Here is a 21,848-nt window from a genome sequence, read left to right as displayed (position 1 = left end):
GCTTGCCCGCGAAGAGGCCCGACCAAACACCCCAAATTTATGCACTGACTGGAAAAAACATCATGACCAAGAACTACTTCTCTCACCCAGTCAAAGCACTGGCCCTGGCCCTCGGCCTCTTCAGCTCCATCACCTTCGCCGCCGACGCACCGCTGAAAGTCGGCACCACCGCCGCCTTCGCCATCCCGCTGGAAGCCGCCGTCGAAGAAGCCAATAAACAAGGCCTGAAAGTCGAACTCGTCGAGTTCACCGACTGGATCGCGCCCAACGTCAGCCTCGCCGCCGGTGACATCGACGTGAACTACTTCCAGCACGTGCCGTTCCTGGAAAACGCCAAGGCTGCCGCCGGTTTTGACCTGGTGCCGTTCGCGCCGGGCATCATCAACAACGTCGGCCTCTACTCGAAAAAATACAAAAGCTTCGACGAACTGCCGGAAGGCGCCAGCGTCGCCATCGCCAACGACCCGATCAACAGCGGTCGCGGCCTGCAACTGCTGGCCAAGGCCGGCCTGATCACGCTCAAGCCGGGTGTCGGCTACAAGGCTACCGAAGAAGACATCATCGCCAACCCGAAAAAAATCAAAATCCTGCAAGTTGAAGCCGTGCAACTGGTACGCGCCTATGACGACGCCGATCTGGTCCAGGGCTACCCGGCCTACATCCGCCTGGCGAAGACCTTCGATGCAGGTTCCGCGCTGCTGTTCGACGGCCTCGATCACAAGGAATACGTGATCCAGTTCGTGATCCAGCCGAAAAACAAAGCCGACCCGCGCCTGATCAAATTCGTCGACATCTACCAGCATTCGCCAGCCGTTCGCGCAGCGCTGGATAAGGCCCACGGCAAACTCTATCAAGCCGGTTGGGAAAGCTGAGAATGACGGCCGCGATCCAACGGCGACTGGATATTCCAGAGCCTCAGCAAGCTAAACAGACCGAACTGCACCCGGACCTGAATCGTGCTCACGTACGCTTCATCGGCCTGGGTAAAACCTACAACGGCCAGCAAGGTCCGGTGGCGGCGCTGCACGGCATCGACCTGGCCATCCAGCGCGGTGAAGTGTTCGGCATCATCGGCCGCAGCGGTGCCGGCAAGTCGTCACTGATCCGCACCATCAACCGTCTCGAACAACCGAGCACCGGGCGCGTGCTGATCGATCAGGTGGACATCGGCGAGTTCGATGAAGACCGCCTGGTGGCGCTGCGTCGGCGCATCGGCATGATCTTCCAGCACTTCAACCTGATGTCGGCCAAGACCGTTTGGCAGAACGTCGAGTTGCCGCTGAAAGTCGCCGGCGTGCCCAAGGAGAAACGCGAGCAGAAAGTTCGTGAGCTGTTGGAACTGGTCGGCCTGCAAGAGAAGCACAAGGCCTACCCGGCGCAGCTTTCCGGCGGGCAGAAACAGCGCGTCGGCATCGCCCGCGCGCTGGTGCACGACCCGGAGATTCTGTTGTGCGACGAGGCCACCTCGGCGCTGGACCCGGAGACCACGCAATCGATCCTCGGCCTGCTGCGCGAGATCAATCAGCGTCTGGGCCTGACCATCGTGCTGATTACTCACGAGATGGCGGTGATCCGCGACATCTGCGAACGCGTCGTGGTGTTGGAGCATGGCCGCATCGTCGAGCAAGGCCCGGTGTGGGAAGTCTTCGGCAACCCGCAGCATGAGGTCAGCAAAACCTTACTGGCGCCGTTGCAACACGCGTTGCCGCAGGAGCTGCAAAGTCGTCTCCAGACGCAACCACAGTCGTCCGACGCCGCCGTAGTCCTGCGTTTGCAATTCACCGGCAGCGCCACCGACGAACCGGATCTGGCCGCGTTGTTTGCAGTCCTCGGCGGTCGCGTGCGTTTGCTGCAAGGTGGCGTGGAACGGATTCAGGGCCATGCGCTGGGGCAATTGCTGCTGGCGGTGACCGGCTCGCCGCTCGGCGCAGAGGAACTGCGCCAGCGCGCCGGCAACTGGGCACAACAGGTGGAGGTGCTGGGTTATGTGGTTTGATCGGTTGCTGCAAGGCTTCATCGACACGTTTTTGATGGTTGGCGTGTCGTCGTTGATCGCGCTGCTGGCGGGGATTCCGCTGGCGGTGATTCTGGTCACCAGCTCCAAGGGCGGGATCTATGAAGCACCGGCGCTGAACCGCGCCTTGGGTGCGTTCGTGAACCTGTTCCGCTCGATTCCGTTTTTGATTTTGATGGTGGCGTTGATTCCGTTCACGCGGTTGATCGTTGGTACCACTTACGGTGTCTGGGCCGCTGTAGTGCCGCTGACGATTGCGGCCACGCCGTTCTTTGCGCGTATCGCCGAAGTCAGTTTGCGTGAGGTGGATTACGGTTTGATCGAAGCTGCGCAGGCGATGGGGTGCCGGCGTTGGCACATCGTTTGGCATGTGTTGTTGCCGGAAGCGCTGCCGGGGATTGTCGGTGGTTTCACGATCACCTTGGTGACCATGATCAACTCGTCGGCCATGGCCGGGGCGATTGGTGCGGGTGGGTTGGGGGACATTGCTTATCGGTATGGGTATCAGCGGTTTGATAGCCAGATCATGTTGACGGTGATTGTGTTGCTGGTGGTGTTGGTGGCGGTGATTCAGTTGGGTGGGGATCGGTTGGCTCGGGGGTTGAATAAGCGCTGAGCAGGGACCAGGCAAGGAAGCCGACTTCCTGATCACCGCAATGAACCTAGTGAGGATTCTGCACGCGCTCGACTCTATAGTTAGGACCTCCCTGATGGCTGAGCATCAATCTGTAGACTCCACGCCCCCTACTGCCGTGATATCCACTCAAGTCTGCAGACCATAAACCACCGCGATGGCGGTGCCAGTGGAGCGCTTTCGTACGACCTGCGTGCAAATCACTGATCGCCGACTCGACGATTTCCCTGTCAGAATCAGATGCGTCATTCAGGATCCTATCTACCTCTTTTGTATCAATTATCCATCGCTGGTCGGGTGCGGACGCCGCATTTGGAAGTTGGGCCAATCCTGAACCAGACTGCGAAGTGCTGCGCCCCTTTCGTCGACCGGAAACAGGTACAAAACTGCCTGAATCAAATTGGTTCGGGTCGGTAAGGGCCGATGTGGTTGACGAGCTTTCTCTCGACTTATCTCGAAGTAACACCGTGCTGTGGCCAATTTTCCTTAACCCACGTTCGGGATTGTTATCCGATCTCAGGACCTGATCAGCCTGATCAGCCGTTGCTGTGGGACCTGCATATCCATAAATTTTCCCTGCACGATTATCGAAAAGCATGAGACTAAAGTCGTTTGAAACATTTCGCCGCCCGTATGCGAAATCCACAAACCTGCCGGTTTCGCCCGCCGTCAAATTTGCGTTCTTTGCGAGCTCGCGTACGGAACGTCTAAACCTTTCACCTGAATTTCTCTCCTTCTCCTCTTCTTTTATAGCGCTAGCCTCCGGTCTTGATTGCTGATGTTCGTGCCAACGCATGATTGCAAACAGCGCACCGCCCACCAAGGCTCCAACTGACGACCCCATTTGAGCATTCCCGTCTATCCCACCCAATCCTGCTCCGATCAGGGCGAACAAGACCATAATGATGACGCCTCCCAACATTTGAGTGCCCTGAACCTGCTCTCCCTCCAACCCGAATCTATCAATGAAGTTGATCGGGTTGTTACCCACCATTGCGTAACGATTAGGCCCATCCAGATGACCTGCGGGATCTGGACTTGTCCACCGCTGTAACCACGGCGCGTAATATCGATAGCCGTAGCAATAAAGCCCCGTTGCATCCCGCTCTTTGCCGGAATAGCGAATCGTTTTGTACTTCGCCACCAACGTATTTTTACCAGCCCAGCATGCGGTGCCGCCGAAGGGATAATAGTGTTCCTGGGTCAGCATGCCGGCTTCGTGATCCAACTCCAACGTGCTGGAACCGAGGTGGTTGCAGAGGCTGTAACGCAATTGATCGGCATACGTTCCTTCGGGCCAGTGCAAAGCCCGAACGCTGCAACGGCCGGCTTCGATGCTGATGACATGGCGCTCTTCGCCATCGGACTGGCGGTGGAGTTCCAGGCCGGGCAGGTAGCGGACTTCAGTACGCCCTGTCCGGCCACTGGTCTGGTTGAAATGCACCTTGCGCAGCCGATGGCCGGGGCGGTCGTAGGCATAGCACTCGTAATCGTCGGGGTCATCATCACGCTTGACCAACGTCACCCGGCTCAACTGGTTGCGAATGTCCCACGTCATGGTTTGGCCGCGCTGCAACTCCAGCTGATTGCCGCAGGCATCGAAGCCTGACTCGATTTCTGGCTCGCCGGGCAATGAACCATCGTCACGCTGCGCCAGGCTGCGGTTGCTGCGGGCGGAGGTGAACATCGAGAAACCGGGCGCACCGCTGTGCTGGCGGGTGATCAGATTGCCCGCTGCGTCGTACTCGAAACGCTGCGTGTAGTTGCGCCGCTGATTGGGGTCCAGCGGTGTGGGCAGTAAATCCGGCAACTCCGGTCCGTGGCTGGGGCTGGCAACTTCCCAACCCTTGGCTTCGACCAGTTGAGACAGGCTGTCATAGCAATAGCGGTTGATCGGTTCGATGCGCTGATTGTTGAACCAGGTAACGGCTTGGGCCTTGTCTTCCAGCTTGATGATGTTGCCCGCCGCATCGTAGGTGTAAATCAGATCCTGCAACGACTTCTGACTTCCGACGGCGGCCACCAACCGCATCAACCGACCGTCATCGGCACCGTACTCGGCTCGCGTTTGAACGCCATTGCCGGCGGTTTCGCTTTCGATCTGGTCGTGGGCGTTGTAGCGGATGTCGCTGACCAGCTGTTGTAGTTGTCTGCCCTCTCCAGCCAGCAGCAGCCAAGTTTCACTCAGCCTGCCTGCCACGTCATAGGCAAAGGTCCGGTCATTACCCATGGCATCGGTCTGGCGCTGAATCTCGCCCGTGGGAGAGAAGACGTGCCGCGTGACGAACGACTGATCTTCCAGCAACGCGTCCCGGGCTTCGAACTCACTGGGCCAATCGGGTGGTTCAAGGTCTTTCAGGAAGCATTGGTTTTCACTCATTTCCGAACCGGCCAAACCGTAGTCGGTCACGAAGCGGGTACTGGCCGGGTTGTCATGGCGGATCAGCTTTGCACATTGGTTATGCACAGCGAATGCCGGGGCAGAGCCGCCGTAGGTCAGACGTTCAACTACACGCGGCAACTCTTGTGCAGCCTGCTCCGTCACCGAAAGCAGACGCTGCTGATTGTCATACTCGCACTGACGCTGATTACCCCGCCCATCCCAGAATGAATGCAGCGAGCCAACGTGATCCAACAGACTCAGTTGCCAACCGGCGTCCGCACTTTTCGTCAACACGGGCTGACCACTCAAGCCGTAGACAGTCGCCAGGTTCGGCTGCGGTGCCGTACCCCAAAGCCGTGGATCCCATGACGCAACCAACCGCCCGGCCGCCTCGTAAATTTGCCGGGTGATGCGCGTATCAGCGTCTGGCTTGTCCGGATGGCGACAGTAGCCCACATTGCGGATCGCCAACGAACGCGGATCTATAACCGACACCGTCGGGGTGTGGCGGTGAGCATTCACGGTCTCGACGTTCCTTCGCTCGGATCAAGGTAAGACTGAGCCTTTTTTGGCCGGGTCGATACTGTAAGAAGTAACAGGTAGCCGCACCGAGAGTGTTGGGGGGACGGGGGTTGAACAAGCGCTGAATCAAGGTTAGCGGTAGGAAATTCACTACAAATCGGGAAGTTTTCCCACAGAGAAATCAGCACTCCTACAAGGCCAATCCCTTTCATTTGCAGGACGTTTCCTAGATGATTCCGCACGCTTGCGCCTGGCAAATCCGCTGGCTAGTCTCGGTCCGTCACTGCTCATCAGTGATCGGGATTAGTAGCCCGGATCGATAGGTGCATAGCGTGTTCATGATCATGTCTGGCAATTTGCCGGATGCTGAATATGGTGGCTGTGCGTGGGGCACCTTCGCGTGCGCCGGTTTGCCTATTGACCGGTCTACTAACCTGCGCGCAGCCGCCACCCATCGTTTTAGTAGGCGAAAAGTGGCGGCTCCCATGTATCAATAGGAGCAACACAAGTGAAAAAACCAGTCCCCGATCCACCTCCCGAATCCTCAAGCAAAGACAACGACGATCCGCTTAAAGGTCGGTCAGCGCTTTACCACGCAATCGATTTTTACCTCACCTGCGAACATACCGGCGCACCGGACGAACTGCGCTTCTACAACGTCAGCCAGGACGTGAACTTCGAAGACACGCAACTCTATGTCGCCGACCTTCTGCGCTGCGCCTCGGTCACCGCTTATCGGTGTGGCGATCAACTGAAAGGGGCCGACAGGGCCATGGTGTTCTCTATTTGGCATTTGCTGGAAATTGCCAAGGCGATGGTTGACCGGTCCATTGAATGTTTGGGGATGAAGCACACCGGAAACCGGCCTGAATAATAGGCCGGCAATTAAATCGCCTTCGCGGGCAAGTCGGATCGCCGCACCGCTCGCTCCTACAGGGTTCGCGTGATCTTCTGGACGGTGTGAAACCTGTAGGAGCGAGCGGTGCGGTGATCCGACTTGCCCGCGAATGGCTGCGCAGCAGCCCCGGACCTGATGGCGTATATTCGGCGAATCCCAATTGCCTGCGCAGCCCGCCATGAAACAAACCCCGGACGACCTTGAGAAAATCACCTCCACCACCCTCGGACATTACAACTCGGTGGCCGAAGGTTTTCGCGAAGGGACGCGCGATCACGATGTCAGCCAGAACATTGATGCGCTGCTGCGGCATATTCAGGGTGAGCCGCCGTTCGACATCCTCGACTTTGGCTGCGGGCCGGGGCGGGATTTGCAGACGTTCACGCGCATGGGCCACACCGCGGTCGGCCTCGACGGTTCGGAAAAGTTTGCGCAAATGGCGCGTGAAGACAGTGGTTGCGAGGTGTGGCAGCAGGATTTTCTGAAGCTGGATTTGCCGGCTGAACGCTTTGACGGGATTTTTGCCAACGCGGTGCTTTTTCATATTCCGCGTCAGGAATTGCCACGGGTGTTGAAGGAATTGCGTGGGGCGTTGAGGCCCGGTGGGGTGTTGTTCAGTTCCAATCCGCGTGGTGAGAATCAGGAGGGGTGGAATGGGCCGCGGTATGGGGCTTATCACGATCTTCAGGCGTGGCAGGATTTGCTGACCGCTGCGGGGTTTGTGGAGTTGGAGCATTACTACCGGCCGGCGGGGCTGCCGCGGGAGCAGCAGCCTTGGTTGGCGAGTGTCTGGCGTAAATCTGAGTAGTCAGGTCGGACGCCATCGCGAGCAGGCTCGCTCCCACAGGAGACCGCATTTCCCTGTGGGAGCGGGCTTGCTCGCGAATAGAGCGCGAAGCGCTCTGCTTTTACTGGACCTCTTTTTTCGGCTCGCGAATCTTGTACCAGGCCACATACAGCGCCGGCAAAAACAGCAGCGTCAGCAACGTCGCGATGATGATGCCGCCGATCATCGCGTAGGCCATCGGCCCCCAGAACACTTCCCGGGCAATCGGGATCATCCCCAGGCTCGCCGCCGCAGCCGTCAGCAGAATCGGCCGGCGACGGTGTTCCGTGGCTTGCGCCACCGCATCCCACGGTGACAGCCCCTCTTTCTCCAGGGCGTCGATCTGCGTCACCAGAATCACCGAGTTGCGGATGATGATGCCGATCAGCGCCAGAATCCCCAGGATCGCCACGAAGCCCATGGGCGTGCCGGTGGGAATCAGCGCCAGCACCACGCCGATCAGGCCGAGCGGTGCGACGCTCGCCACCAGGAACAGCTTCTGCACGCTGTGCAATTGAATCATCAGGAAGGTCGCCATCAGGAACAGCATCAACGGCACCACCTTGGCAATCGGCCCTTGGGCCTTGCCGCTTTCCTCAACCGTACCGCCCGTGGCGACCTTGTAGCCCACCGGCAAAGCGGCGGCGAATTTGTCGATCTCCGGCTTCAGTTGCTTGACCAGATCGGTCGGCTGAATCTCGTCGCGCACCGCTGCCTTGATGGTGATGGTCGGCTTGCGGTCGCGGCGCCACACCAGCGGCTGCTCCAGTTCATAACGCACGGTGGCGAAAGCCAGCAGCGGGATCGAGGTGCCGCTGGGCGTGACGATCTGCAGGTTCTGCAACGTTTCCGGCGTTCCGCGCTCCGCGTCCACCGCGCGGCCCACGACGTTGATCAGGTAGATATCGTCATCAACCTGCGTCACCGGCGCACCGACGACGATGCTGTTCATCAGATTGGCCACGTCTTCCGATGACAATCCCAGTTGCCGCACCTTGTCCTGTGCGATGTCGATGCGCAGGACTTTGCCCGGCTCGTTCCAGTCGTAAATGATCTCGCCGATGTGCGAGTTCTTGTCCAGCTCGGTGGCCAGGGCGATGGCATGTTTACGCACCTGGTCGATGTCCTTGCCGCTGACCCGGTACTGGATCGGCCGCCCGACAGGCGGGCCCATTTCCAGCGCCTGGACATAACTGCCGATGCCGACAAAATCCTTGCGCAAGCGTTCGCGCAAACGCTGACTCAGGGCTTCTCGCGATTCCAGGCCTTTGCTGACGATGACCAATTGCGCGTAGTACGGGTTTTGCAATTGCTGGTCGAGCGGCAGGTAGAAACGGATCGCGCCTTCGCCGATGTAAGTGCTCCAGCGCACGATGTCCGGGTCGTCCTTGAGCGTCGCTTCGAGCTTGTCCACGGCTTTGCGGGTTTCGGCAATCGAAGCGTTTTGCGGCAGGTTCAGGTCGACGAGAATTTCCGGCCGGTCCGAGGACGGGAAGAACTGGTTCTGCACGAACTGCATGGAAAACACCGACGCCACGAACAAGGCAATGGTGATGCCGATGGCCCACCAGCGATTGCGCATGGACCAGAGCATGCCGTAATTGAAGGCGCGACCGATGCGACCAGGTTCTTCATCGTGAGGTTTCACGTTGGCGCTGAGGATGTGTACGCCGATCACCGGCGCGAACAACACCGCGACAACCCACGACACCAGCATCGCCACGGCAATCACCGCAAACAGCGTGAAGGTGTACTCGCCCGCCGAACTGGCGTTCAGGCCGATCGGTACAAAACCGGCCACCGTCACCAGCGTACCGGTGAGCATCGGGAACGCGGTCGAGGTGTAGGCGAACGTGGCCGCCTGCTCCTTGGTTTCGCCCATCTCCAGCCGGGTGACCATCATCTCGACCGTGATCATCGCGTCGTCCACCAGCAGGCCGAGGGCGATGATCAGCGCGCCGAGGGAAATCCGCTGCATGGTGATGCCGCTGTATTCCATGAAGACGAAGACCATTGCCAGTACCAGCGGAATCGAGCACGCCACCACTAACCCGGCGCGCACGCCGAGGCTGACAAAGCTGACCACCAGCACGATCACCACCGCTTCGAACAGCGCGCTGGTGAAGCCGCCAACGGCTTTTTCCACCACGGCGGCCTGGTCGGAAACGTTGTACACACCGACGCCCACCGGCAAATCGGCGGTCAGGTCGATCATGCGCTGGTGCAGCGCCTTGCCGAAATCCTGAATGTTGCCACCCTTCTTCATGGCAATGGCCAGGCCGATGGCCGGATGGCCGTTGTAGCGAAACTCCGGGGTTGCCGGGTCGACATAACCCCGACTGATGTCGGCAATGTCGGCCAGGCGATAGAAGCGATCGTTGAGCCGCAGGTTGACGTTTTCCAGGTCTTTCTCGGAAGCGAACTGCCCGGTGGTGCGAATGGAAATCCGCTCTGGACCGGCTTCAATGACCCCGGCCGGCGTCACGGCGTTTTGCGATTGCAGGCTATCCACGACCTGACGCTGATCAATGCCCAGCGCCGCCAGTTTGCGGGTGGAGAAGTTCAGGTAGAGCACTTCATCCTGCTCGCCGACCATCTCGACCTTGCCCAGCCCCGGCACTTCACGAATCTCGGCGCGGACCTGCTCGACGTAATCGCGTAACTGGCGCATCGACAAGCCGTCAGCGGTAAAGGCGTACACCGAACCGAACACATCACCGAATTCGTCGTTGAACCCAGGCCCTTGCAAGCCCTTGGGGAACTGGCCGCGAATGTCGTTGATCTTCTTGCGCACCTGGTACCAGATTTCCGGGATGTCCTTGGCGCTGGTGGTGTCGCGCAGGTTCACGAAGACCGTGGACTCACCGGGTCGTGTATAGCTTTTCACATAGTCGAGGGAGTCGAGTTCTTCGAGCTTTTTCTCGATGCGGTCGGTGACCTGCTTGAGGGTTTCTTCCTGGGTCGCACCCGGCCAGCTGGACTGGATGACCATGGTCTTGATGGTGAACGAGGGGTCTTCCTCGCGGCCGAGGTTCATGTACGAGAACACGCCCATCAGCAGCGCGATGAACATCAAATACCAGACAAACGACTGATGCTTGAGGGCCCATTCGGATAAGTTGAAACTCCCTTTCATTGTGGGCTGTCCTCATCGATTTTCACTTTCTGCCCAGGCTTCAGGCTGTTCACACCGGCACTCACGACACGCTCGCCGGACTTCACGCCGCTGGCCAGGACCATGGTGGAATCGGTGCGGCTGATCAGGCTGATGTCACGCGGGGAAACGGTTTGGGTCTGTGGGTCGATGACCCAGATCCGCGATTTACCATCGACCTCTTGCAGCGCGGTCAGTGGCAGTTCGATACGCGGTTTGATCGCGGAGCTGAGGGTGACGCTGATTGCCGTGCCCAGGCGAAAACCCGGTGGTGTGTCGGTCAGGGTCAGGCGGGCGCGCCGGGTGCGGGTGGCGCTCTGGGCCTGGGGTTCGATTTCGCGGACGATGGCGGTGGTGGTGATGTTCGGTTCCAGTTGCACGGCGACCTGAAACACCACGTCCGCTGGCAACTGATCCACCAGCGTGTCGGGCAGGTCGATCACCGCTTCCTTGATGTCCGGCTGCGCCAGGGTCACCACTTGCTGGCCGGCGGTCACCACTTGCCCGGCTTCGGCGTTCCACGCGGTGACGATGGCTTTGTGGTCAGTGCGCAACTCGACATAATCGAGTTGGTCCTTGGCCTGATCGACCGCCGCCTTCGCTTGATCGAGGGAAGCCTGAGTGGTTTTCAGATCGGTCTGGGCGATGTCCAGTTGCGCCTGCGCACCGACCCCGCGATCGAACAGCTCCTGCTGACGCCGGGCGTTGGCCTGGGCGTTGATCAGTTGTGCCTGAACCTTCGCCAGATCGCCCTGAGCCGAGCGCAGCTGGTTTTGCTGATCGGTGGGATCGAGGGTCGCGAGCAAGGCGCCCTTCTCGACCTCGGCGCCGACATCGACGTTGCGACTGGCAATGCGCCCCGGTACGCGGAAGCCGACATTGGTTTCGTATCGGGCCTGGATGCTGCCGGCGAAGCGGCCGAGACTCTCCTCGCCCAGCGCCTGGACCTTGATCGACAGCACCGGACGCACCGGCTCTGGCGGCGGTTCTTCTTTCGAGCAGGCCACCAGCAACATTCCGGCGAACACCAGCAACACGCGCTTCATGGCTGGGCTCCCGCTGCTAAATCCTTGTAGGTGTTTTCGGCGATTTCCACTTTGACGCCGGGGTGCAGCAACTGACCGCCGGCAATGACGACTTTTTCGCCGCCCTTCAGGCCATCGCTGATAATGACTTTGCCGGTCAGGTAACGACCCACCGTCACCGTATGCAATTGCGCCTTGCCCTCGTCATCCACCAGCCACACGGCCGGTTCGCTGAGGTTTTTGGTCAGCGCCGACCATGGCAGTTCGATTGCGGATTTGCTCGGCGTCTTCGCCGTGCCGCTGATCACCGAGCCAAGCTGCATGCCTTCCGGCAGACCGTTAAGGGTGACCTTGACCTGCACCGTACCGGTCTGCGCGGAAACGGCCGGGGTGACTTCCCGAACCGTGCCCGTGGTCTTGATGGCCGGGTTATCGAGCAAGCTCACCACAATCGTTTTGCCCTCAGGATCCTCTGTCAGCAGCGACTCGTAGACGTTGAACACCGCGTCGCGCTCACCGTCGCGCGCCAGGCTGAAAATCGGCATCGTGGCCTGCACCACCTGGCCGACTTCGGCCTGCCGGGCAGTGATCACTCCCGGTGCATCGGCGATCAGCGCGGTGTAACTCAGTTGCTCGCGGGCGTTGGCCAGTTGCGCCTGGGCAGCCGTCAGCGCGCTCTGGCTGCTGCGCAATGCGGCCTGGGCAGAGTCGAACTCGCTTTGACTGGTGTAGCCCTTGGGCAGGAGTTTTTGTTGGCGGACGAAGGCGGCGGCGGCCTGTTTGACCCGCGCCTGCTCGGCGACGACCTGTGCCTGGGCCGAGTCGACATTGGTTTGCAGGTCTTTCGGGTCGAGCCTGGCGAGCACTTGCTTGGCCGACACCCGGTCACCGACATCGACCGAGCGCTGGATGATCTTGCCGCCGACACGGAACGACAGCTCTGTCTGGACCCGCGCCTGAACATCACCGGTGAGGGTCACGGACGCGGCGTAATTCGCGGCGTTGACGACTTGCACGAACACCCGCGGACGATCCTTTTCGACCTGGGGTTTTTCCCCGCAGGCCCCCAGCAGGACAAGAAGACTCAGGCCAACCACTCTTTTCAATCCGGGACCAGCCATGCAGACTCCTTTGCGTCGTACGAACGTGCCAATGGCGATACGACTGTGAGCTTAGAACAGGGTTCAACAGGTGCACAGGTTTGCTGCACTCTCAGCAGTAAGGAAGCTTCCCATGCTCAAAACCCTCGCGGTGGCCAATTACCGCTCGATCAATAAACTGGTGATTCCACTGGGTCGTCTGAACCTGATCACCGGGCCGAACGGCAGTGGCAAATCCAACCTTTACCGGGCGTTGCGCCTGTTGGCGGAAACCGCTCAGGGTGGCGTGGTCAATGCGTTGGCCCGCGAAGGCGGCCTGGATTCGACCTTCTGGGCGGGACCTGAAACCATCACCCGGCGCATGCGCAACGGCGAAGTGCCGATCGAGGCGACCGTTCGCCACGGCGTCAAACGCTTGCGCCTGGGGTTTGCCGGGGACGACTTCGGCTACTCGATCAGCCTGGGGCTGCCCGATTCCAACGGTCATTTCATGTTGCCCGGGCACAGCCCCCCCATTGCGTCACGGTTCAGCCTCGATCCGCAAATCAAGCGTGAATGCCTGTGGGCCGGGGCGCATTATCGTCCGGCGAGCCTGCTGGTGGATCGCGACGGCCCGATGATCCGCACCCGAGCCAACCGCAGCTGGGACGTGCTGGCTCAGCACACGCCGACGTTCGACAGCCTGTTCGATCAGGTTGGCAGCTTGCGGACCTCGCCGGAGGTGCTGGAGATGCGTGAGTTCATCCGCCGCTGGCGCTTCTACGATCACTTTCGCAGCGACGCCGACGCGCCGGTGCGTCAGCCACAACTGGGCACCCGCACCCCGGTGCTGCACCACGACGGCAGAGACCTGGCGGCAGCGTTGCAGACCATTATCGAAATTGGCGACCCCGAAGCTTTGCGCAACGCCATCAGCGATGCGTTTCCCGGTGCGCGTCTGCATATCGAGCCGCTGGCGGGCGGCCGGTTCGCCATTGAGTTTTATCAGGAAGGATTGTTGCGGCCGTTGTCGGCGGCGGAGTTGTCCGACGGGACGTTGCGCTATTTGCTGTTGGTGGCGGCACTGCTGACGCCGCGCCCACCGACGCTGATGGTGCTGAACGAGCCGGAAACCAGCCTGCACCCGGACCTGTTGCCGGCGTTGGCGCGCTTGATTATCCGCGCGTCGGAGCAGTGTCAGGTGTGGGTGGTGTCCCATGCCCGGCGGTTGATTTCGGCGCTACAGGAAGATCCCGAGTGCAACTGCATCGTGCTGGAGAAAAATCTGGGCCAGACCGGGATTGTCGGGCAGCGGATGCTGGATGAGCCGGCGTGGTATTGGCCGGATTAGTCAGCGCCTGATAAACCGCTTTCGCGAGCAAGCCCGCTCCCACATTGGACCGCGTCCGTCGGGACAACTCGATCAACTGTGGGAGCGGGCTTGCTCGCGAAGAGGGCCGAAAGGTCGCTGCAAAAACTACAGAATCAGCCCTGCCACTTCCCACCCTCGACAATCACGCTCTCAGGCTTGGTGTCATCGCTCAACTCCTTGCGCACATACTGGTCGTACAGCTTGAGCAGATACTTCTCTTCACCCAGCTTCGCCAACTCGGCGTTCACCCAGTCACGCAACTCGATGTTGCCCTTCTTCACCGCCGGCGCAATCGGCGCTTCTGCACCGAGTTTCTGATCCAGCACGCGGTAGCCAGGGTTCTGCTTGGCCCAGCTGAACAGCACCAGATTGTCCTGCGCATAGGCATCGCCACGACCGTTGGCCAGGGCTTGCAGGGACTCGGAGTTTTTCTCGAACTTCAGCAGTTTCCAGTCCGGGTGATTCTTGGTCAGCCAGATATCCGCCGTGGTGCCGGTGGTGACGATGGTGGTGCGGGTCGCCAGGTCATCTAGGTTTTTCACTTCGCTGGCCTGTGGCACCAATGCCTGTACTGCGACTTTCAGGTTTGGATTGGTGAAGTCCACCGCTTCCTTGCGCTCCGGGGTCACGGTCATGTTGGCCAGGATCAGGTCGACCTTGTCACTTTGCAGGAACGGAATCCGGCTCGCCGGTTCTACAGCGACGAACTCGACCTTGTTCTCATCGCCGAGCAGATCCTTGGCAAATTGGCGGCCGATGTCAGTATCGAACCCAACGTAACGCCCCGCTTCATTGACGAAACCAAACGGCGGCTTGTCGGTGAAAACGCCGACGATCAACTTGTCCCGCGCCTTGATTTTGTCCAGGTAGCTGGCCGGCGCGGCGCTTTCGCTGGCGACTTTCGGCTTGGCGGGTTCTTCGGTTTTGTTGCAGCCAGCCAGCAACGCGAGGCCGAGCAGTGGCAATAGCAGTAGAGAAGACTTGGCAGTTTTCATGGCAGTTCCAGTTCCTTTGTTTGAGTCGTTTTGGGTAGTGCGGCGACGTAGGAGAACTTCTCCAGGAACTGCTGCGCTCGTGCGGTTTGCGGGTTCGTAAAGAAAATCTCGGGAGGGTTTTGCTCAAGGATTCGCCCGGCATCCATGAACACGATGCGGTCAGCCACGGCGCGGGCAAACGCCATTTCGTGTGTGACGATCAACAGCGTCATGCCTTCGCGGGCCAGGCCCTGAATGACTTCCAGCACTTCCTTGACCATTTCCGGGTCGAGGGCGGCGGTGACTTCATCGAACAACATGACTTTGGGGTTCATGCACAACGAACGGACGATGGCGATGCGTTGCTGCTGGCCGCCAGAGAGCTGGCGAGGAAAGGCGTCGCGCTTGTCCGAGAGGCCCACGCGCGCCAGCAAGGCTTCGGCCTGATCCCGGGCTTCGCGACGCTCGCGGTTTTGCACCTTGACCGGGCCGAGCAGCAGGTTGTCGAGCACGCTCATGTGCGGGAACAGGTGATAGCTCTGGAACACCATGCCGATCTGCTGGCGCACTTCGCGCCAGTCGGTGCCTTTGTCCAGCAGCTCACGGCCGGCAAATTCCAGGCTGCCGCTGTGCGCGACTTCCAACCCGTTGAGGCAACGCAACAGGGTGCTTTTACCGCAGCCGCTGGGGCCGAGGATGACGATCACTTCGCCTGATTTCACCTGCAGGTCGATGCCGTCGAGCACTTGTTGCTCGCCGAAAAACTTGTTGAAACCCTTGAACTCGATCAATGCGCTCATGCTTGCGTCCAGCGCCGCTCCAGCACGCGCGAGGCGGCCGAGAGCGGGTAGCAGATGAAAAAGAAAAACAGAAACAGCGCGCCGTAGATCAGCACCGATTCGTAGGTGCGTTCGATGATCTGCTGGCCAACCTTGATCACGTCCACCACGCCGATCAGCACCGCCAGGGAGCTGGTCTTGATGATCCGCGTGTAGACGTTGATGGTCGGCGGGGTCATGCGTTTCAGCGCCTGGGGCAGCAGCAAGTAGCCGTAGAGTTGCGGGCCGTTCAGGCCGATCGACAGGCCCGCTTCACGCTGGCCGCGTGGCAACGAATGCAAGGCGCCGCGCACCACTTCGCCGACTTCGCTGGCGCCCCACAGCGACAGCACCAGCACCGCGCACCAGAAGCTCGGAATGCTCAGGCCGAAGAAAATCGGCAGACCGAAGAACAGCAGGTACAGCCAGACCAATACCGGGATCGCCCGGAACAGCTCCAGATACACGCGCAAAATCGCGTTCAGCCATTTCGAATTCAGCGTACGCAAAACGCCGTAAAGCACACCGCCAACGGTGCTGATGGCGATGCTCAGGAACGAGATCGACAGGGTTTGCGCAGCGCCCTTGCCCAATTGCGGCAACGACACCCACAGCAACTCAAGACCCGAACTGGCCATGCTGGAGCCTCCTTTCCAGACGGCTGAGCAGCAGCGACAGCGGCAAAAACAGCAGCACGCAAATCAGCGTCAGCACGGCGAGCATTTCGTAGGTTTTGTAGTAGAGCGCGATGTAGCTTTTGGTGGTGTAGAGAATTTCCGGAACCGCCACGGCCGAGACCACGGTGGTCTCTTTGAGCAGGAAAATGAAATTGGCGAACAGCGACGGCAGGCTGAGGATGCCGGCCTGCGGCAGGATCACGTAGCGCAGCAATTGCCCGTGGGACAAGCCGATGGAGCGGCCGGATTCGAGCTGCGCCTGGGGCACCGCGTCCACCCCGGCGCGCAGCACTTCCGTGAGGTAAGCGCCGCCCAGGAACGTCATGGTGATAATCGCCGCTGTGAAGCCTGACACCTTGATGCCCAGCGCCGGCAAGGCGAAATACACAAAGAACAGTTGAATGAGCAGCGGCGTGTTGCGCGCCAGTTCTACGTACAACCCGACCAGGCGTTGCAGATAAGGCGTGCGGAACACCAGGATCGTTGCGTTGATAAAGGCCACCAGCAACGAGGTGCCGATGGCGATGAAGCCGACCTGCAGCGTCACGCCCACGGCCTTGAGAAACGCCGGCAGGGTGCTGAGGATAAAAGCGTAATCGAAGTTCATTGAACATCCTGGACGTCGCTCGGTAAGCGACGGTGGCGCAGTCCATGGGCGGTGGATAACCTCCCGGCAGGCACCGACTTTAAAGGTATAAGAATCGGAATTTAAATACCGTTAAAGCATATTGATATCACGCAAAAAACTATCCGGTGAATTTGCCGAGAAGGGGGAAGACGACTATTTTCCTTTTCGCTGTAGGAAGGATCTTTTTTTCGAAATAGCCCTCCAAGGACGCACAGCTTTTGGCCAGACTCCCGGCCGAACCATCACAAGGAAGAGAACATGGCTGACGTAAAAGTACCGCAACGGCTTGATCCGCAAGACATCGTGAAGCTGCTGGTGGCGTTGCGCAGGGCATTGAAGGCCAGGGCGGCCTAAGCCTCCGGAGCACGCCTACCCCCTGTAGGAGCGAGCCTGCTCGCGAAGGCGTCCTTCCAGAAAATCCGTGTCGTCTGGTTCGCGAGCAAGCTTCGCTCCTACAAGAGCTCGGTGTGTCCGTGATCTGTAGGAGCGAGGCTTGCCCGCGAAGGCGTCCGGCCTGATACACCGCGTTGTCTGAATCGCCAGCAAGCCGGCTCCTACAAGAGGCTCGTTCCTACATTTGGAATGTGCACGCGCAATAAAAAACGCCGACGCTATTGCTAGCCGTCGGCGTTCGAAACCTTGAAGGGGTTTGATGCTGCGTCCAATCAGAACGCCGGCAGTACGGCGCCGCTGTATTTCTTGGCGATGAAGGCTTTCACTTCCGGGCTGGTCAACGCCTTGGCCAGTTTCTGGATGGCTACGCTGTCCTTGTTGTCTGGACGAGCCACCAGGAAGTTCACGTAAGGCGAATCAGCACCTTCGATCACCAGCGCATCTTTAGCCGGGTTCAGACCCGCTTCCAGCGCGTAGTTGGTGTTGATCAGGTCCAGGTCAACCTGGTCCAGAACGCGCGGCAACATGGCCGATTCCAGTTCCTTGAACTTGAAGTTGTGCGGGTTCTTGGCGATGTCTTTCGGAGTAGCCAAAGCGTTTTTCGGGTCTTTCAACTCGATCAGGCCAGCCTTCTGCAGCAGCAGCAGAGCACGACCGCTGTTGCTGCCTTCGTTCGGCAGAGCGATGGTCGCGCCGTTTGGCAGGTCAGCCAGCTTTTTGTACTTCTTCGAGTAGCCACCGAACGGTTCAACGTGAACGCCGATCACGGTCACCAGGTTGGTGCCTTTGCCTTCGTTGAAGTTTTTCAGGTACGGCAGGGTCTGGAAGTAGTTGGCGTCCAGACGCTTCTGGTCAACTTGTACGTTTGGCTGAACGTAGTCTGTGAACACTTTGATTTCCAGGTCCACGCCTTCTTTGGCGAGGGTTGGCTTGATCAGCTCCAGAATCTCGGCGTGTGGGACCGGGGTCGCCGCAATTACCAGTTTCTCGCCGGCCTGGGCCAGGCCCGCGGTCAGGGCAGCCGCCAATGCGGTGAACAACAGAACCTTTTTCATGCAGTGTCCTTATCGAAAATCACGGTCGTCATCGACGACGGCTTGTTTAGTACGAGTGCCAGTGAAGTGCTATCGCTGGCGTGAAGCGGACAATACCGGGATTTTTTATTCCCGAACAATATCTTTTATTCACTTTCATATTCCATTTTGTTCATACAGCTCTAACTCACGTGTTGGCTGCATTTCGCCGCACTCACCTGTAGGAGCGAGGCTTGCCCGCGAAGGCGTCCTTCCAGAAAATCCGTGTCGTCTGGTTCGCGAGCAAGCTTCGCTCCTACAAGAGCTCGGTGTGTTCTCGATCTGTAGGAGCGAGGCTTGCCCGCGAAGGCGTCCTTCCAGAAAATCCGTGTCGCCTGGTTCGCGAGCAAGCTTCGCTCCTACAAGAGTGCGGTGTTTTTGAGGAGTTGTTTGAGGGCGGCTTGTTCGGTGGCAGTGCCTTTGGTGAGGATGTGCCGGAGCTGCTGCTCGATCTGCGTCAGCGGCGCTGGTGCTTCGGGCAGGTTCAAATGTTCGGGCAGGATCTCGTCGCCAGTGCTGACCAGCAATGCAAAGTGGATGACGTTTTCCAGCTCCCGGGTGTTGCCCGGCCAGCTGTGCTGTTCCAGCAACTGCTGCGCAGCTTCGCTGATCAGCGGCACCGGCAGGTCCAGGCGCTGGCTGTAGATGCCCAGAAAGTATTCGGACAACGACAGGATATCGCCCACCCGCTCACGCAACGCCGGCAGTTCCAGCTGTCCTTCGCTGAGGTAGTGATAAAGCCGCTCATGGAATTTCCCGGCGGCCACGGCTTGCGCCAGATCAATGCTGGTCGCGGCCACGAGACGCACATCCACCGGGCTCGGTTGATGCGCGCCGACGCGGGTGACTTCGTGGTTTTCCAGTGCGGCGAGCAACTTGATCTGGATCGGCAGCGGCAAGTCGCCGATCTCGTCCAGGTACAGCGTGCCGCCATTGGCCGAACCGAACCAGCCAGCACGACTGCTCGCCGAACCGGTGTAACTGCCTGCGGCATAACCGAACAATTCGGCGTCGGCGTAGGTCGGGCTGATTGCGCCGCAATTGACCGACACGAACAGCCCACCACGATCACTGGCGCGATGGATGTGCCGCGCCAGCAGTTCTTTACCACTACCGGTTTCGCCACGGATCAACACGGAGATCGAACGCGGGGCCAGTTGCTCCAGCTCGGCGCGCAATTGACGCGAGCGCGGATCGACGAACACCAGCGCCTTGGCGCGGATGCTCAGCGGACTTTTTTCTGCATCGGGAAAGGTCAGCAGCGGCTGACCGAAGGCTTCAAAACTCATGGCAGACTCCCGCCCAAAACCGCCGGGAGACGGGGGGCGATGTTAAAAAAAGAAAAGGTTCAAGCGCGGCGCAGGGCGTGATGTTCCATGCGGTTTTGCAGGCGATACAGATAAGCAAAACCCTGCTCCCAGCGCTGATGACCGGACTTCACGTTGATGTGCCCGGCACCCGACAGTATTCCTGCCTCGGCGCCCCAGTTACGTGCCAGTTCCAGCGCACGCGGTGCGCTGACAGCGGCGTCGTTGTCGGAGCTGACCACCTGGCTCGGGAACGGCAAAAGGCTCGTCGGAATCGGCGCGAAGTTGCGCAAGGCTGGCGCGCAGGCCGGACGCTCGACGTCTGCCGGTGCAACCAGCAAGGCACCGCGCACCTGGCGCAAAAAATTCAGCGGGGCAGTGGCCGCCCAATGCGCGACCGTGATGCAACCCAGGCTATGGGCAATCAAAATCACCGGCGTGCTGTCAGCGGCAATCGCCTCGGCCAATGCCGCCACCCAGTCTTCACGACGGGGCGTCAGCCAATCGGCCTGCTCCACCCGCGCGCTGTTCGGCAAGCTGTTCTGCCAGTGGCTTTGCCAATGATCTTCTGGCGATCCTTGCCAGCCCGGCACAATCAGATAGCGAATTGATTCGTTGCGCATGGGGGAACTCTCCTGCTGCGTGTCTGTTCCTGATCGAGTATAGGGAGGAGAGTTATATTCGTTAAGGAATAAGAAGATATTTATTAAGACCCATAAAGAATATAAGAAACACACGACCTGTAGGAGCCGGCTTGCTGGCGATAGCGGTGCGTCAGACAACATTTTCGTTGGCTGGAAGGACGCGATCGCCAGCAAGCCGGCTCCTACAGGACCGTGGGTTTTCTTGAGGCATAAAAAAGGGGCCGCACCCTGCCAAGGAGACGGCCCCGGAAAATCGAAAATCGGTCAGCGTGCGGTAATCACCGACAACTTGGTAATCCCTGCCCGCTCAATCGACGCCATGGCTCGCGCCACTTCGCCGTAATTCACCCCGTCGTCCGCCTGCAATTGCACACGCACTTCGGGATCCTTGGCCTTCGCCGACTTGAGGTTGAACTCCAGCAAGTCCGGCTGAATCTCGTCCTTGTTGATAAACAGTTTTCCGGCACCGTCGATGCTCACGACCAGCGGGTCCTTCTGCTCCACCGGCGCCACGGCCTCGGTCTTGGGCAGGTTGATCGGGATCGCGTTGGTCAGCAGCGGCGCGGTGACGATGAACACCACCAGCAGCACCAGCATCACATCCACCAGCGGTGTCACGTTGATCTCGCTTAGCACCTCATCGCTGTCTTGCGTGGAGAAAGCCATCTCAGGACGCCTCCTTCACTTTCTGCGCGCTGCCCGATGCGGCGGTTTTATGCGCCGTCGGATGAATCAGCACACGGAACGAACTCTTCTGCGCCAGGCTGTAGAAGTCATGGGCGAAGTCATCCAGGTCCGCCGCCGTCAGTTTCAGACGACGCAAAAAGTAGTTGTAAACCAGCACCGCCGGTACCGCGACGGCGATCCCCACACCGGTTGCCACCAGCGCCGCGCCAATCGGCCCGGCCACGGTTTCCAGGCTGGCGGAGCCCGCTGCGCTGATTCCTTTCAACGCCTCCATGATTCCCCACACCGTGCCGAACAAACCAATGAACGGCGACGTACTGCCAATACTTGCGACCACCGCCAAACCTGTTTCCAGCGAGCGGCGCTCACGCACGATCTGCTGACGCAAGGCGCGCTCAAGACGATCCTGATGGTTGATCGCCTGGCTCAAATCCGCCGCTTGTGGCGCCTCCCCTACCTGTATTGCCGCATAGCCGGCCTGGGCCACTCGGGCCGCCGCGCCGGGCTGGGTCTCGGCCAGCTCCGCCGCCGAATCAAGGCTCGACGCCGCCCAGAACTGCTTATGAAACTTTCGGTCCTGCACCTTGAGACGGCCGAACTGCACGCCTTTGAGCAACGCCAGGCCCCAAGTGGCAACGGAAAAAACCACCAGCAGCCAGATCACCGCGCTTTCGATAGATTCAAGTGGAGATGCCAGTAACGTCATGATGAGTTCCTCGTGTAAACGTTTCGCGCGAATT

General features: G+C 59.6%; 19 protein-coding genes. 6 read left to right on the top strand and 13 right to left on the bottom strand.

Translation table 11 applies throughout. The features are described 5' to 3' along the window. The first annotated feature begins 62 nt into the window (after nt 1-62). Genes IB245_RS04060 through IB245_RS04050 form a run of 3 tightly spaced genes read left to right on the top strand, consistent with a single transcriptional unit; the run spans nt 63 to nt 2,630 of the window. Nucleotides 63-872, top strand: a complete 810-nt coding sequence (locus tag IB245_RS04060) for a MetQ/NlpA family ABC transporter substrate-binding protein (protein WP_192226716.1) — start codon at nt 63-65, stop codon at nt 870-872. A 2-nt stretch (nt 873-874) separates the two neighbouring features. Beyond that, nucleotides 875-1,996: a methionine ABC transporter ATP-binding protein gene (locus IB245_RS04055; protein WP_192226714.1), complete on the top strand. Its 1,122-nt coding sequence runs from the start codon at nt 875-877 to the stop codon at nt 1,994-1,996. Continuing rightward, nucleotides 1,986-2,630, top strand: a complete 645-nt coding sequence (locus tag IB245_RS04050) for a methionine ABC transporter permease (RefSeq protein ID WP_192226712.1) — start codon at nt 1,986-1,988, stop codon at nt 2,628-2,630. The genes IB245_RS04055 and IB245_RS04050 overlap by 11 nt, the downstream gene beginning before the upstream one ends. 46 nt (nt 2,631-2,676) lie before the next feature. Here IB245_RS04050 and IB245_RS04045 read toward each other — a convergent pair whose 3' ends face one another. Continuing rightward, nucleotides 2,677-5,553 carry an RHS repeat-associated core domain-containing protein gene (locus tag IB245_RS04045; protein ID WP_318652953.1) on the bottom strand — a complete coding sequence of 959 codons (2,877 nt, stop codon included), beginning with the start codon at nt 5,551-5,553 and terminating at the stop codon, nt 2,677-2,679. 508 nt (nt 5,554-6,061) lie between these two features. Between IB245_RS04045 and IB245_RS04040 the strand changes: the two genes are divergently transcribed. After that, entirely contained in the window at nt 6,062-6,427 is a 366-nt protein-coding gene (locus tag IB245_RS04040) for a DUF6124 family protein (RefSeq protein ID WP_192226710.1), read from the top strand. Nucleotides 6,428-6,629: 202 nt separating this feature from the next. Further along, complete coding sequence (locus IB245_RS04035; protein ID WP_192226708.1) at nt 6,630-7,259, top strand: class I SAM-dependent methyltransferase; 630 nt, start codon at nt 6,630-6,632, stop codon at nt 7,257-7,259. Nucleotides 7,260-7,359: 100 nt separating this feature from the next. Here IB245_RS04035 and IB245_RS04030 read toward each other — a convergent pair whose 3' ends face one another. Genes IB245_RS04030 through IB245_RS04020 form a run of 3 tightly spaced genes read right to left on the bottom strand, consistent with a single transcriptional unit; the run spans nt 7,360 to nt 12,577 of the window. Beyond that, nucleotides 7,360-10,413, bottom strand: a complete 3,054-nt coding sequence (locus IB245_RS04030; RefSeq protein ID WP_192226706.1) for an efflux RND transporter permease subunit — start codon at nt 10,411-10,413, stop codon at nt 7,360-7,362. Continuing rightward, entirely contained in the window at nt 10,410-11,477 is a 1,068-nt protein-coding gene (locus tag IB245_RS04025) for an efflux RND transporter periplasmic adaptor subunit (RefSeq protein ID WP_008032507.1), read from the bottom strand. The genes IB245_RS04030 and IB245_RS04025 overlap by 4 nt, the downstream gene beginning before the upstream one ends. Beyond that, nucleotides 11,474-12,577, bottom strand: coding sequence for an efflux RND transporter periplasmic adaptor subunit (locus tag IB245_RS04020; protein ID WP_008032509.1), 1,104 nt, complete (start codon nt 12,575-12,577; stop codon nt 11,474-11,476). The genes IB245_RS04025 and IB245_RS04020 overlap by 4 nt, the downstream gene beginning before the upstream one ends. Before the next feature lie 112 nt (nt 12,578-12,689). Here IB245_RS04020 and IB245_RS04015 point away from each other — a divergent pair, with 112 nt between their 5' ends. Further along, nucleotides 12,690-13,886 carry an AAA family ATPase gene (locus IB245_RS04015; RefSeq protein WP_192226703.1) on the top strand — a complete coding sequence of 399 codons (1,197 nt, stop codon included), beginning with the start codon at nt 12,690-12,692 and terminating at the stop codon, nt 13,884-13,886. Between the two features lie 134 nt (nt 13,887-14,020). On the opposite strand, the gene IB245_RS04010 is transcribed toward IB245_RS04015, so the two are convergent. The 9 genes from IB245_RS04010 to IB245_RS03970 form a co-directional block, all read right to left on the bottom strand. Next, a complete protein-coding gene (locus IB245_RS04010; protein WP_192226701.1) occupies nt 14,021-14,902 on the bottom strand; it encodes a transporter substrate-binding domain-containing protein in 882 nt (293 codons plus the stop codon). Next, the gene (locus IB245_RS04005; RefSeq protein WP_192226699.1) at nt 14,899-15,681 is read right to left on the bottom strand and encodes an amino acid ABC transporter ATP-binding protein; all 783 of its coding nucleotides are present in this window, start codon (nt 15,679-15,681) and stop codon (nt 14,899-14,901) included. The genes IB245_RS04010 and IB245_RS04005 overlap by 4 nt, the downstream gene beginning before the upstream one ends. Then, nucleotides 15,678-16,337, bottom strand: a complete 660-nt coding sequence (locus IB245_RS04000; protein ID WP_192226697.1) for an amino acid ABC transporter permease — start codon at nt 16,335-16,337, stop codon at nt 15,678-15,680. The genes IB245_RS04005 and IB245_RS04000 overlap by 4 nt, the downstream gene beginning before the upstream one ends. After that, nucleotides 16,318-16,983, bottom strand: coding sequence for an amino acid ABC transporter permease (locus tag IB245_RS03995; protein WP_192226695.1), 666 nt, complete (start codon nt 16,981-16,983; stop codon nt 16,318-16,320). The genes IB245_RS04000 and IB245_RS03995 overlap by 20 nt, the downstream gene beginning before the upstream one ends. A gap of 686 nt (nt 16,984-17,669) precedes the next feature. Next, nucleotides 17,670-18,452: a MetQ/NlpA family ABC transporter substrate-binding protein gene (locus tag IB245_RS03990; RefSeq protein ID WP_008040224.1), complete on the bottom strand. Its 783-nt coding sequence runs from the start codon at nt 18,450-18,452 to the stop codon at nt 17,670-17,672. A 377-nt stretch (nt 18,453-18,829) separates the two neighbouring features. Then, nucleotides 18,830-19,759 carry a sigma 54-interacting transcriptional regulator gene (locus IB245_RS03985; protein ID WP_192226693.1) on the bottom strand — a complete coding sequence of 310 codons (930 nt, stop codon included), beginning with the start codon at nt 19,757-19,759 and terminating at the stop codon, nt 18,830-18,832. A 59-nt stretch (nt 19,760-19,818) separates the two neighbouring features. Continuing rightward, nucleotides 19,819-20,400: an alpha/beta hydrolase gene (locus tag IB245_RS03980; protein WP_192226691.1), complete on the bottom strand. Its 582-nt coding sequence runs from the start codon at nt 20,398-20,400 to the stop codon at nt 19,819-19,821. A gap of 285 nt (nt 20,401-20,685) precedes the next feature. After that, entirely contained in the window at nt 20,686-21,087 is a 402-nt protein-coding gene (locus IB245_RS03975) for an ExbD/TolR family protein (protein ID WP_003220570.1), read from the bottom strand. A gap of 1 nt (nt 21,088) precedes the next feature. Then, the gene (locus IB245_RS03970; protein WP_008045247.1) at nt 21,089-21,814 is read right to left on the bottom strand and encodes a MotA/TolQ/ExbB proton channel family protein; all 726 of its coding nucleotides are present in this window, start codon (nt 21,812-21,814) and stop codon (nt 21,089-21,091) included. Nucleotides 21,815-21,848: the final 34 nt, after the last annotated feature.

Origin of the sequence: Pseudomonas sp. PDM02 (genome assembly GCF_014852285.1) — a bacterium.
GTDB lineage: Bacteria > Pseudomonadota > Gammaproteobacteria > Pseudomonadales > Pseudomonadaceae > Aquipseudomonas > Aquipseudomonas migulae.
Note: the sequence above shows the minus strand (reverse complement) of the source record. Positions and strands in the feature narration are given on the sequence as shown.